General features: G+C 31.4%; 12 protein-coding genes. 4 read left to right on the top strand and 8 right to left on the bottom strand.

Translation table 11 applies throughout. The features are described from left to right. The first annotated feature begins 46 nt into the window (after window positions 1-46). The gene (locus VK164_RS08800; protein ID WP_324208984.1) at window positions 47-550 is read left to right on the top strand and encodes a hypothetical protein; all 504 of its coding nucleotides are present in this window, start codon (window positions 47-49) and stop codon (window positions 548-550) included. A 33-nt stretch (window positions 551-583) separates the two neighbouring features. On the opposite strand, the gene rodA is transcribed toward VK164_RS08800, so the two are convergent. The 8 genes from rodA to VK164_RS08760 all read right to left on the bottom strand — a co-directional run bounded on the left by rodA (window position 584) and on the right by VK164_RS08760 (window position 9,461). Next, window positions 584-1,840 carry a rod shape-determining protein RodA gene (rodA, locus tag VK164_RS08795; RefSeq protein WP_324208983.1) on the bottom strand — a complete coding sequence of 419 codons (1,257 nt, stop codon included), beginning with the start codon at window positions 1,838-1,840 and terminating at the stop codon, window positions 584-586. A 1-nt stretch (window position 1,841) separates the two neighbouring features. Next, entirely contained in the window at window positions 1,842-3,776 is a 1,935-nt protein-coding gene (mrdA, locus tag VK164_RS08790; RefSeq protein WP_324208982.1) for a penicillin-binding protein 2, read from the bottom strand. After that, the gene (locus VK164_RS08785) at window positions 3,773-4,276 is read right to left on the bottom strand and encodes a rod shape-determining protein MreD (protein WP_324208981.1); all 504 of its coding nucleotides are present in this window, start codon (window positions 4,274-4,276) and stop codon (window positions 3,773-3,775) included. Before VK164_RS08785 ends, mrdA begins: the two co-directional genes overlap by 4 nt. Continuing rightward, window positions 4,277-5,107, bottom strand: a complete 831-nt coding sequence (mreC, locus tag VK164_RS08780) for a rod shape-determining protein MreC (RefSeq protein WP_324208980.1) — start codon at window positions 5,105-5,107, stop codon at window positions 4,277-4,279. It abuts the gene before it with no gap. Window positions 5,108-5,117: 10 nt separating this feature from the next. Beyond that, window positions 5,118-6,146: a rod shape-determining protein gene (locus tag VK164_RS08775; protein WP_166236985.1), complete on the bottom strand. Its 1,029-nt coding sequence runs from the start codon at window positions 6,144-6,146 to the stop codon at window positions 5,118-5,120. A gap of 143 nt (window positions 6,147-6,289) precedes the next feature. Next, window positions 6,290-7,822: a bifunctional phosphoribosylaminoimidazolecarboxamide formyltransferase/IMP cyclohydrolase gene (gene purH / locus VK164_RS08770; protein ID WP_324208979.1), complete on the bottom strand. Its 1,533-nt coding sequence runs from the start codon at window positions 7,820-7,822 to the stop codon at window positions 6,290-6,292. A 656-nt stretch (window positions 7,823-8,478) separates the two neighbouring features. Then, a complete protein-coding gene (locus tag VK164_RS08765) occupies window positions 8,479-9,027 on the bottom strand; it encodes an REP-associated tyrosine transposase (protein ID WP_324208978.1) in 549 nt (182 codons plus the stop codon). A gap of 32 nt (window positions 9,028-9,059) precedes the next feature. Beyond that, window positions 9,060-9,461: a hypothetical protein gene (locus VK164_RS08760; protein ID WP_324208977.1), complete on the bottom strand. Its 402-nt coding sequence runs from the start codon at window positions 9,459-9,461 to the stop codon at window positions 9,060-9,062. A 117-nt stretch (window positions 9,462-9,578) separates the two neighbouring features. Between VK164_RS08760 and VK164_RS08755 the strand changes: the two genes are divergently transcribed. The 3 genes from VK164_RS08755 to VK164_RS08745 all read left to right on the top strand — a co-directional run bounded on the left by VK164_RS08755 (window position 9,579) and on the right by VK164_RS08745 (window position 13,700). Beyond that, the gene (locus VK164_RS08755; protein ID WP_324208976.1) at window positions 9,579-10,829 is read left to right on the top strand and encodes an ABC transporter permease; all 1,251 of its coding nucleotides are present in this window, start codon (window positions 9,579-9,581) and stop codon (window positions 10,827-10,829) included. Window positions 10,830-10,961: 132 nt separating this feature from the next. After that, window positions 10,962-11,405: a hypothetical protein gene (locus VK164_RS08750; RefSeq protein ID WP_324208975.1), complete on the top strand. Its 444-nt coding sequence runs from the start codon at window positions 10,962-10,964 to the stop codon at window positions 11,403-11,405. A 96-nt stretch (window positions 11,406-11,501) separates the two neighbouring features. Continuing rightward, window positions 11,502-13,700: a TonB-dependent receptor plug domain-containing protein gene (locus tag VK164_RS08745; protein ID WP_324208974.1), complete on the top strand. Its 2,199-nt coding sequence runs from the start codon at window positions 11,502-11,504 to the stop codon at window positions 13,698-13,700. Window position 13,701: the final 1 nt, after the last annotated feature.

Below are 13,701 nucleotides of genomic sequence, written 5' to 3'. Positions count from 1 at the left end.
CTTAGTTTTTGTTATCTTTGTAAAAGTAATTTATTAATTTGAAAAGATGAAGACAAAAATAATCCCTATAATTGTTTTGTTTGTAATGCAATTTAGTTTTGGACAAGAGAAAGTGAAAGACACATTAGCTACTGCTACTGACAAAGTATTCATTGAACAAAATAAATTGAGAGAAAAAGAAGAAATTCTTAAGACTGAACAGAAGCAAGAAAAAGAGCGTCAGAAAGAATTAGATAAAGCTGAAAAAGATAAAAAGATTGCTGAAAGAGAAAAGAAAAAAGCTGAAAAAGAGTTGAAAAAAATTGAGAAGGAAAAAGCACAGAGAGAAAAAGCAGTTGCACGTGTTGAAAAAGCAAAAGAGAGAATTAAAGACGCTAAAAAAGATCTAGAAAAAGATAAAGAAAAATTTGAGAAGTTAAAACGTAAAGAAAAATTGTCAGCAGAAGACGAATTGAAATGGAGAGAAAAGCTTCTTAAACAAGAAAATAAATTTTTAGAACTTCAATTAGATCTTGAAAAAGCACAACATAAATTAGATAAACTTGATTAATACATTAAAATCCCGACTTTTCGGGATTTTTTATTACCATTCATTTACTTTATTAGCGTCAAGCTTAATAAATATGAACAATAAAATTGTAAATGCCCATAAACTAGAGCCACCATACGAAAAGAATGGTAAGGGTACTCCAATTGTAGGAAATAATTTAATAAGCATTGCAATATTTACAAAAAAGTGCGTAAATAAGTAGGTCGCAACGCAATAACCATAAACTCTACTGAATTTTGTTTTTTGATTTTCTGCTAGATAAATGATGCGTAAGAAAAGAGCAACAAACATTAGAATAACTAATGTTGAACCTATAAAGCCCCATTCCTCTCCTACAGTAGTAAAAATGTAATCTGTGTGTTGTTCTGGAACAAATCCTCCTTTGGTTTGAGTTCCTTCAAGATATCCTTTTCCAAGCAAGCCTCCAGAACCAATAGCAATCATTGATTGATTTAAGTTGTAACCTTCCTTTTTCATATCGACATCATCTCCAATAAGTACATTTATTCGGTCTTTTTGATGCGATTCTAAAACGTTATTGTATACATAATTCACTGAAAATGAAAAGGCAACAATTACCAAATAAATTAAGCCATATACAATCGGATTTCTTGATATTTTTCGATTGAAAATATAATGAATTATCATTATTATTAAAATTGAAATAATAATATATAGAGGCTGAATTAAAAGGGATAAGAAGAATAAAGCAATAGCAACAATTCCAGATATAAAATACCAACTAGGCAAACCCTCTCTGTTTAGAACAAAAATTAATGAAATAAAAATCATTGCACTACCAGCATCTGGCTGTAGGAGAATTAAAAAAACGGGTATGCCAATGATTGCAAGACCTATTAGTTGGTCTTTTGTGTTTTTTAAATTGATTTGTGAATAGCTTAAATATTTTGCTAAAAGTAGTGCAGTAGCTGTCTTTACAAATTCTGAAGGTTGAAAACCAAATCCGCCAAATTGATACCAATTGGTTTGTCCTTTGATGGTTTTCCCAAAAACAAATAATCCTAGTAGAAGTACGATTCCAACTCCATAAAACACAAATGAAAATCTTTCAAAAAGCTTAGCCTCAGTAAATAAAATGATAAAAATAATAGGAATTGTTAGCCCAATAAAAAGCATTTGTCTTCCATAAATTTGAGATAAGTCAAAAATGGATGTTTCTTCTAATGGTAGTGAAGCAGAATAAATAGTCATCCATCCCATTATTACTAAAGCGATATAAAGTAATAAGGTAATCCAGTCAATGCTTGATCCGATGCTTTGATTTCTCATTTTAGTTTGTTTCTTCTTCTTTTTTTGCTTCTCCTATTTGTATTTCTCTTTTTGCAATAGAATCTTTAGATTTCTCGGATGTTCTCTCTGGAAATCGTTGGTATATTATGTTTTCTATTTTGTTGTATTCAGGTAGTAAACTTCCATTTAGCATTGTGTTTTCTAAATCTGTTCTCGAAATTTTCCCATTTACATATTTCTCAATCATTAGTGTTGCAATAGGTCCGGCCCATCTGTTTCCCCAATATCCATTTTCTACAAAAACTGCAATTGCAATGGTAGGATTTTCTCTAGGCGCAAATGCCACAAAAATGGAATGGTCTTTTAGTTGATATGTTTTTCCAGCTACTCTAATTTTGTTTTCAGCAGTACCAGTTTTTCCACATATTTCTAAACCCTCAACTTTTAAATTGTAGGCTGTACCTACATTATAAACATCCGCTAATCCTTGAATTACGGGTGGGAAATATTTTTTATCAATTGTTGAGTAATGTCTAGTTGTAAATTTTTTATCTAACGGCTGTCCTTTTATTTTTTTTACGATATGTGGAGTATAATAATAACCTCTATTTGCCACTACAGCCATCATATTAGCAAGTTGAATAGGTGAGGTTAATATTTCTCCTTGACCAATAGAATTTGAAATAATGGTATTGCTTCTCCATCCACCATTTGGATATGCTCTTTTGTATGTTTTTGAAGTTGGAACCAATCCTTTAGCTCCAATTGGCATGTCTGTTCCTAAAAATTGTCCTAGCCCAAAACTTTTAACATGTTTTGACCACACATCAATACTTTGAGAGGGTATTTTGTATTTATCAATTGAACGTTTAAAAGCGGTTTCAAAGTAGGTGTTGCATGATTTGTATATTCCATTGTTTAAGACAAGCGTATGTTGGCCACAATGGCATTTAATAAATCGTCCAAAATAGCCACCATGGTTACAGTAAACTACAGTTTGCTCATCTATTACTTGTTCTTGTAACCCTATTAAACCTGTAACAATTTTAAATGGTGAACCAGGTGGGTAGGTAGCTTGCAAACCTCTGTCATAAAGTGGTTTTGCTATAGAATCTTGATATAATGCAGTATAGTTTTTTGAACGTTGACGGCCTACTAGCATAGCAGGATCGTAGGTTGGAGCAGAAACTAAAGCTAAAATTTCTCCTGTTTTAGGTTCAATTGCTACAATTCCACCTCTTTTATTTACCATCAATTCAGTGCCATATTTTTGAATTTCGTGGTCAATGGTAAGAGTTAAGTCTTTTCCTTGTTGAGCAATTGTATCAAATTGTCCGTTTTTGTATGGACCAATAATCTTGTTATGCTTATCTCTTAATAAATATTTTACTCCTTTAATTCCTCTAAGAATTTCTTCATATTCTTGTTCAACACCCTGTTTCCCAATTAAATCACCGCTGTTGTAATATGGGTTTTTCTCTAAGATGGCATCATTAACTTGAGTAATGAATCCAAAAATATTGGCACAATCTTTTACTTGATAATCGCGTAGTGCTCTTTTTTGAGCATAGAACCCTTCAAATTTTCGCTCTTTTTCTTGAAAAGCTGCATATTCTGCTTTATTTAATTGTGCTAAAAAAACAGAAGGGAGCATTGGGCTATACACTTTTGCTTTTTCTATTTTTTTGATAAAATCAGCTTTTGAAATATGAAGTAGCTTACAAAATTCTAGAGTGTCAATTTTTTTTACCTCTCTTGGAACCACCATAATGTCATATGAAGGCTGATTAGCTACTAAAAGTTTACCGTTTCTGTCATAGATATAGCCTCTCTCTGGAAAATCAAAAATCTTTTTAATAGCATTATTTTCAGATTTTAGTTTTAACGATTCATCAATTACCTGTAAATAAAATATACGCGCAATTAAAATAATTGAACTTATAATAATTACAGATGGTAATACAATTTTTCTCATCGTTTATTTGGCTTAATTAAATAGATTATGAGTAAGCAAATGGTAAAAGTGAAAAGTGTGCTTAATAATGTTCGAGAAAGAATTGTAAAAATTAATCCTATTCTGAAATATTCTAAATAAAATAATATAAAGTGATGAATAAATATTGCTAATAATAAAAGCGTAATTCTTTCGGGTGAAATTTTATCTGCTATTTTAACAGTTTGGTATTCATAACTTAAACCAAATGAAAATTTAAAAAGGGTTGGTCTTATGAAGGCCAAAATTAAAGATGCTGTAGTATGAATTCCTCCTGAATTGCAAAACATATCTAATAAAATACCAAGAGCGAAACTTCCAAGTAATAAAACACTTTTGTTACTATTTACAGGATACAAAAGAATAAATAAAACATACGGATATGGATTTAAGTATCCAAACAAGTTGATGTTGTTAAATATCAATACCTGTAATGATAAAAAAACTAAAAATCGGATGCTATTTAATATGCTGTTATTCACTTATTTTTTTGGTGCTGTTGTTATTGCTTCTAATTGTTGTTTTTCTTTTTTCTTTTTGTTTTCTATGATATATACATAGCCTAAAGATGTCATATCATTAAATAATCTAATATTAATCGTATAGTAATTTGTTTTACGATCTATGAAAATTTTATCTATTTTTCCTACAGGAATATTTTCTGGGAAAATATCTGAATTTCCACCAGTCACAATTGAATCCCCTTTTCTTAATGAAGCCAAACGTGGTACGTCAATTAATTGTACATATCCAACATTTCTTCCATCCCATACTAATGAACCAAAATGATTTGAATTCTTTAATTTGGCATTGATTTTTGATTTGATGTTTAAAACGCTTTGTATAGTTGCATAATTAGCAGATGTTTTTTCTACGATTCCAACGATACCTTTGTCGTTAATTACACCCATATCAGTTTTTAAGCCTTTATCACTTCCAGCATTTATGGTGATATAGTTTTCTCTAACGTTAAAGGAATTTTTTACAACTTTACCTACCATAACTTTATAATTGTTAAGGTCGTTTCTAAAAAGCGTTTTTGAAGTGATTAAAGTGTCTTTTTTATTAAATAGTAATTCTTTAAGTAAGGCATTTTCTGAGGCTAAATCTTTATTTTTTTCTTTAAGACTCAAATATTCGTTTACTTCATTTACTTTTTTATACACAGCACCAGTTATATTATTAGCAGAATTTACATATTCGCTTCTGTGATAAGAGTGTGATTTTATGGTAAGTGTAAGTGATATGCCCAAAAGCAGCAAAAACAGCAATCGATAGCTGTTTTTTATGATAAAATTAATTATTTGCTGCATGGATTATTTTTTATTTAATCAGTATTCCTTTGTATTTGTTTATGTTTTTTAGAGCCATTCCTGTTCCTCTTACTACAGCTCTTAAAGGGTCTTCTGCGATATATACTGGTAAATCTGTTTTTAATGAAATTCTCTTGTCTAAACCTCTTAGCATCGAACCACCACCAGCAAGATAAATACCTGTATTATAAATGTCGGCTGCTAACTCTGGTGGTGTTTGAGATAATGTTTCCATTACAGCATCTTCCACACGTTGAATAGATTTATCTAATGCTTTGGCTATTTCTCTATATGAAACATCAACTTGTTTTGGTTTACCAGTAAGCAAATCTCTACCTTGAACAGACATATCTTCAGGAGCATTGTCTAATTCTTCCATGGCAGCTCCAATTTGAATTTTGATTTTTTCAGCAGTTGTTTCTCCTACAAATAAGTTGTGTTGCGTTCTCATGTAGTAAATGATGTCGTTTGTAAATACGTCTCCAGCAATTTTAACCGATTTATCGCAAACAATTCCTCCAAGAGCAATAACAGCAATTTCTGTTGTTCCTCCACCTATGTCAACAATCATGTTTCCTTTTGGTTGCATAATATCTACGCCAATACCGATTGCAGCAGCCATAGGTTCATGAATCAAATAGACCTCTTTTCCATTTACACGTTCAGCGGATTCTTTTACCGCACGCATTTCTACTTCAGTAATTCCAGAAGGAATACAAATAACCATACGAAGTGCTGGTGTAAATAATTTCTTTTTTAACGCTGGAATACTTTTGATAAACATTTTAATCATTTGCTCAGAAGCATCAAAGTCTGCAATAACCCCGTCTTTTAATGGACGAATGGTTTTAATGTTTTCATGGGTTTTACCTTGCATCATGTTGGCTTCTTTACCCACAGCAATAATTTTACCAGTAATGCGGTCGCGAGCAACAATAGATGGACTATCAATAACAACTTTGTCGTTGTGAATGATTAGTGTGTTTGCGGTACCAAGGTCGATTGCGATATCCTCGGTCATGAAATCAAAAAATCCCATAGTTCTATAAAGGGTTTAGCGTTTTTTGTTTAACTGTATTCAACTAGCAAAACTATGAAAATTATCTGGAATAATTTCAAATAAAAACGCATTAATATATAATATTTTAATGCGTTTTCAAATTATGTTATTTGTACTGTAAATTAATGCTTAAAATGACGTATTCCAGTGAACACCATTGCCATATTGTTTTCATCACAATACTTAATGCTTAATTCGTCTTTGATAGAACCTCCTGGCTGAATCACAGCTGTAATTCCAGCTTTATTTGCAATTTCTACACAGTCTGGAAAAGGAAAAAATGCATCACTTGCCATAACAGCTCCAGTTAAGTCAAATTCAAATGATGTGGCTTTTTCAATCGCATGGCGTAAAGCATCTACTCTTGAAGTTTGTCCAGTTCCTGAAGCACATAATTGTTTGTTCTTTGCAAAAACAATCGTGTTTGATTTGGTGTGTTTGCATATTTTTGAAGCAAATAACAAATCTTCAATTTCTTCTTCGGTTGGCTTTGCAGTAGTAACGGTTTTTAAATGAGCTTTAGTATCAGTAACATTGTCTTTGTCTTGTACTAAAACTCCGTTTAAGCATGTACGCACATTTTTTTGTGGTAATGTTACTTCGTTTTGGATTAAGATGATTCTGTTTTTCTTTTCTTCTAAAATATCGATTGCTTCTTCGTCATAAGCAGGTGCAATTACTACTTCGCAGAACAATTGATTGATTTCGTTTGCTGTAGCAACATCAATTTTCCCATTCGCAATTAAAACACCTCCAAAAGCAGAAGTTGGGTCACCTGCTAAAGCATCTAAATACGCATCTTTCATTGTATTTCTGGTTGCTAAACCACAAGCGTTGTTGTGTTTTAAAATCGCGAAAGTTGGATTATCGTTTTTGAATTCATTCATTAAATTCACAGCTGCATCAACATCTAATAAATTGTTGTATGACAATTCTTTTCCGTGTACTTTGGTAAACATTTTATCAAAATCGCCATAGAAAAATCCTTTTTGATGTGGATTTTCGCCATAACGCAATACATTTCCGTTTTGCTCGCTGATTTTTAAAACTGGTTCTTCAAAAACTTGATTGAAGTAGTTGAAAATAGCCGAATCATAATGTGAAGAAACATTAAAAGCTCTGGTAGCTAGTAATTTTCTGTTTTCTAAAGTAGTAGCGCCATTGTTTTCAGTATAGAAATTCAAAAATGGCTCATATTGATCAACTGAAGGAACAATTACTGTGTCTTTGAAATTTTTAGCAGCGGCTCTAATTAATGAAATACCACCGATATCGATTTTTTCAATAATATCTTGTTCGCTAGCACCTGAAGCAACGGTTTTTTCAAACGGATACAAATCCACAATCACTAAATCGATTTGAGGAATATTGAATTCTTTCATTTGTTCCACATCGCCAGTATGGTCTTGACGGTTTAAAATACCACCAAAGATTTTTGGATGTAAGGTTTTTACTCTTCCGCCTAAAATTTCAGGAAAAGCCGTAATATCTTCTACAGCAACAACAGGAATGCCTAAATCTTTAATGAAAGTTTCGGTTCCGCCGGTAGAATAAATGGTTACATTGTTTTGATGAAGGGCTTTAACAATAGGTTCTAAACCGTTTTTGTCAAATACAGAAATCAATGCCGAAGCAATTTTTTTTGTTGTGTTCATGGTGTTGTGTTGTTGTATCTGAATAGTCTCAGATATATGTTGTTGTTTTCGTGGTGCAAAAGTAGTTATACTTCTTAAAATAGTCAAACTTTATTGTTTTATATTTTTTTGATTGTGCGCACGAGCGTGACGCTCGCGCTAGCTAAGGTTAGATATGCAACAAGTGCTTATCACTAAATCCGAAACATTACCCCTTTACCACCATTTAATATTGTTTCGTACAGAGTACAATATAACAATAGAAGATATTACAGTAACAACAATATATAATAAACTCCAAAAGCGAATGGTGTGTTTTTTCCGAATTGAATAGGAGTTATATTGTTTACTTATTACTTTAAACCTAGGTTTAAAGTAATAGTAACAAGCTAATATAATTAGTGTCGGTACAATAAATTTTTCCTCTTTTGGAAAATTAAACAAGACATCCCTTCTGTTCATTATTTGAAACAAAAACAAATTTTTTACAAACAAAATATTCAAACTAATCAACGTTGTTAATGAAAAAATTGTTGAATAAAATCCATAGTGTTCTCCTTTTCCTAAAGAAAAATATCTATATAAAAACCCAAAAAAAACATTTATAAAATTCATATCTCTATCTTTTACCAATTAGGTCCTTTCGCTAGCGCGAGCGTCACGCTCGTGCCCACAATCTAATTCAAGTCAATTTCTAAAACAGTTAGGTCGTTATTACCATAATTTCTTGCACTACTGTATTTCCAATCAATTGGGTCAGTAACAAAACCAGTTTCTACAGGATTATTATGAATGTAATTTAATTTTTGCTCAAATACTTTTAAAGACCAAATTTCAATAGGTTGGTTATTTTGTTGCCAAAATTGACTTTTTTCAACATTACTATTTTTCTTTCCAGCTTTTTCAAACATCCAAAGTAACCAATCTTTTCTGCTTTCTTGAGGATTTTCTGCAATTAACTTCAACATTTTTCTAGATGTGAAACCTTTAAAATCTTTCATTAATCCTGATGGATCGCCTAAGGAAGAGCGAAAAATTAAATGAATGTGGCTTGGCATAATACAATAACCGTAAATTTCCATTCCTTTGTTTTTTCTGCAATAATCTAATGATTCTATTATGGTGTCAAAATAATTGACTCTTGTAAAAACATCTATCCAATGTACTGTTGCAAAAGAAATAAAATAAGCACCCTCTTTTTCTCCAAATTTATATTTTCTGCTCATACTATTCAAAAATATAAAATTAAATAAAATATTTAACGTTCTGTGTTGCTTTTCGTTGTGGGCACGAGCAAGATGCTCGCGCTAGCGGGTGTGTATATTTTACCGTCACATTCAAAATTAAAACTTAATACAGTGTCTTTTTTATGAATACTAAATAGTAATTCTCCTTTGTTTTTTATTATCGTGTCGCCCTTCTCTAAATATTTATAGAATTGACAAAACCATCTATTTTCTTCATCGTATATTGTGTCTAAATTTGTCATAGAACTTTTACCTAAAATGTAAAAATTATGTCTAGAGTCAGGTATAGGCATTTTCGAAACAATTATGTTACAATTATCTTCTTTATAGTATTTTTCAAGTTTGTCACAATCAACTTTTTCACAATTTGATAGAATAATAAAAAAAGTGAAGAACAATAAATATTTTTTCATAGGTTATTTTAAAGTATCTTAAACAATAATTGAAGATTCATTCCTCAAATATAAATAAATTCCCTCCAACTGTAACATTTTCAATCGTTGCTCTACTTATAGTTATAGCTCAGTATTATGCTTTTATATTTACGATTACTTTCAGAAAGTTTCAGTTTTGCCATTAATGCTTTACGTAACAATAAATTGCGTACCCTTTTGTCGTTGTTAGGCGTTACCATTGGTATTTTTTCCATTATTGCGGTGTTGGCTGCGGTAGATTCTATGGATAAAAAAATCAAGGAAGATTTGAGTGATATGGATATGAATACCGTTTATTTAATGCGATTTTCGTTTGGGCCATCAGAAGTGCCTCGATGGAAACGCGAACAATTTCCTGATGTTACGTATGAAGAATTTGAACACATTAAACGAAATGTAAACGGAATTGATAAAATCTCATTCAATTTATTTACCCGAAACGAAAACATCAAATACGAGTCTAAGACGGTAAATTCTATTCGTGTTAAACCTTCAACTGAAGATTTTTTTGACATTGAACCTTTGAAAATTGAAAAAGGAAGATTGTTTAATGCTTCAGAATCTAATTCAGGAAGTCCAGTAATTGTAATTGGAAGTGAAGTAGCAATTGGTTTGTTTGAAAATAGTGACCCTATTGGGAAAAAGGTGCGTTTATATGGACAAAAGTTCACTGTAATTGGTGTTTTGAAAAAGCAAGGACAAGGAACTTTTGGAGATAGTAATGATGTGGCTGTATTTTTTCCTGTAAACTTTCTAAGAAGAATGTATGGCGATAACAATGACATGTTAACTCCTGCAATTTTAATAAAACCCGAAAAAGGAATCGATATCGAAGAATTTAAGGCAGAATTGGCTCAAAAATTAAGAGTTCATAGAGGTGTTAAAACGGGCGAAATTGATAATTTCTTTATGAATGTGCTTTCAGGTTTTACGGATTTTATTGACAATATCGTTGGTCAAATGAATATGATTGGTTGGGCTATTAGTGCATTTTCTCTTTTAGTGGGTGGTTTTGGAATTGCTAACATTATGTTTGTTTCTGTAAAAGAGCGAACCAATTTAATTGGAATTCAAAAAGCATTAGGAGCTAAAAATAAGTTCATTTTGTTTCAGTTTTTATTCGAAGCCGTTATATTATCATTAATTGGCGGATTAATCGGAATGTTTTTAGTTTGGATAATTGCTATTGTGTTATCTAATGTTTTTGATTTTGAATTTGTACTAAGTACTTCAAATATGTTATTAGGTTCTGGTTTGGCAGCTTTTATTGGTTTAGTTTCTGGAATTATTCCAGCAATTACCGCTTCAAAACTCGACCCAGTTGAAGCGATTCGTAGCGGCATGTAACTTGTAGTTTTTTATTATCTTTGGAAACCATTTATTTCCAATTTGAAAAAACAAATTAGCAGTATTTTTTTGCTATTTTTATTGATAGCCCCAGCGGTTGTTACCTATACTTGGTTGCAGCACAGAAAAACTATGGTCCGAAAGGAAGTAAAATGGAAAATGATTGCTGGAATTGATAAAGATGAATTAGTTATTTTAAAATTTTCGATAAAAGAAAGCCAAGATAAGTTGAAGTGGAAGCATTCCAAAGAATTTGAATACAATGGCGAAATGTATGATATTGTTGAGAGAAAAGCCACAAAAGACTCAATTCAATATTGGTGCTGGTGGGATCATGAAGAGACAAAATTAAGCAAGCAATTGTCAAAGTTATTAGTCAGTGCTTTTCAATCAGATGCGCCTTCTAAAGATAAAAAAGAACAAATTGTAAATTTTTATAAATCAATATATTTTCAGGACATGTTTTCATGGGAACCATTTCATGTTTGGGTTCCATCAATAAAAAATATAGCTCCAAAAATATATTATAAATCTATTCCTTTTACCATTTCATTACCACCTCCAGAAAACGTTTAAACGTTAATAAATTAAATAAAAGTTTTAGAATGTTACATTGGGTAAATTCAGTTTACTCAATCTAATACATATACACATGAGGTAAAAAATAGTAAAATGAAAAATTATACAAAATACTTTTTGCTTTTGTTTCCTGTTTTAGGATTTTCACAAACTAAACAAGACACAATTAAAGCAACAGATGAATTAATTGAGGTAGTGGTTTCAAATAAATTACCAAGCAATTATTCAAAACTACCCAATCAAGTTGTTACCGTTTCGGCTAAACAAATTGACTTTCAAAATTTTCAAAGTACTGCAGAAATGCTTTCAAATTCAGGTTCGCTTTTTGTTCAAAAATCGCAACAAGGCGGTGGAAGTCCTGCAATTAGAGGTTTTGAAGCAAGTCGCGTGTTGCTTTTAGTTGATGGTGTAAGAATGAATAACCTAATATTTAGAGCAGGGCATCTTCAAAATGTAATAACAGTTGATGAAAGTATGTTAGAAAATGTAGGGATTTTTTATGGTCCAACTTCTACTTTATTTGGAAGCGATGCTCTAGGTGGAACCGTTGCAATGACAACTAAACGAGCAAAATTTTTAGGTGATGCCAAAAATAAATTTACTGGTGGAATCAATACAAGATATAGCTCTGCTAATGAAGAAAAATCGGTTGCATTTACGTTTAATTATGCTACAACAAACTTCGCCTCCTTATCTATTTTATCGTTTAATGATTTTGGCGATTTAAGAATGGGAAAACAAAAAAATCATAATGGCGATTATTTTGGAGAAAGACCTAATTATGTTACTACAGTAAACGGTGTTGACCAGTTGAATGTAAACGACGATAAATATACACAGGTTGGTTCGGCGTATAAGCAATATAATTTTTTACAAAAGTTTGCTTATAAAACCGCATCAGGTTTTGAACATGGATTAAACTTACAATTTTCAACTTCTTCAGATATTAATCGTTATGATAGATTGACAGAAACAGCAGGAAGCGGACTAAGACATGCAGAATGGTATTATGGACCGCAACAGCGCATTTTAGGAATATACTCGTTGAGTAAAGAAAAAGCCGTTTTAGGAAGTGATTTAAAAGTAAATATAGCTTTTCAAAATGCGCAAGAAAGTCGTCATAATAGAAGATTCGGCAATTATAATTTGCAAAACAGAGAAGAAAATGTAAACATTTACTCTATAGGAATTGATTTAGACAAAAAATTTAAAAAGGGCGAATTGTTTTACGGCTTTGAATCGTATTTTGAAACTTTAAAATCTTCTGCGTATGCTAATAATATCAACACGGGTGTTAGAACTGATTTAGATACAAGATATCCAAATGGAGACAACAATATGATGCGAAATGATTTGTATGTTTCTTATAACGAAAAAATGTCTGAAAAAACGATTTGGAATGCAGGTGCTAGAATTGGTTATACTTCCTTGAAAAGTACAATTGCGGATGATGCATTTTTCCCATTGCCATTTTCAAGTATTTCTCAAGGTAATTTCACTTATAGTGGAACATTAGGAATTGTGCATCAAACATCAAATAATTTCACCATTAAAGCCAATTTAGCTTCTGGATTTAGAGCACCTAATGTTGATGATTTGGCAAAAATATTTGAATCAGCGGCAGGAACGATAATTGTTCCAAACGAAGATTTAAAACCAGAAAAAACAATTACTGCTGATTTTGGATTTGCAATTCAATCCGATTCTAAAAAAATTAAGTTTGAGAACACTTATTTTTATACTAGATTATATGATGCTATTGTAACAGACGAGTTTTTATTTAACGGACAAAGTACTATTGTTTATGATGGAGCAACGAGTCAAGTTTTTGCAAACCAAAATAAAGGAAAAGCGTTTATTACAGGATTGTCAACAAATTTTAGCGCTGTGTTGCTGAACGATTTAATTTTCAATGCGAATTTCAATTATACATTAGGTAGAGTAGTTGAAAACGGAAACCAGTCGCCATTAGACCATATTTCTCCTTATTTTGGAAAAATTGGTTTTGTGTATTCAAAAAATTGGGCAAATTTTGAAGCTTACATGTTATATAATGGTAAAAAAGACGCTAGCGATTATTCAACTAGTGGTGAAGATAACGCACAATATGCACCTATAGGAGGAATGCCAGCTTGGGAAACCTATAATTTTAAAGCCGGTTTCAATGTGTATAAAGGAGCAACTCTTTTTGCAGGAGTTGAAAATATTTTAGATACCCAATACCGTGTTTTTGCTTCAGGGATTAATGCTCCTGGTAGAAATATCTATGGTGGATTGAAGTATAATTTTTAAT

Source organism: Flavobacterium sp., from assembly GCF_035299005.1.
Lineage (GTDB): Bacteria > Bacteroidota > Bacteroidia > Flavobacteriales > Flavobacteriaceae > Flavobacterium.
This window is presented reverse-complemented; position numbering and strand designations above follow the sequence as displayed.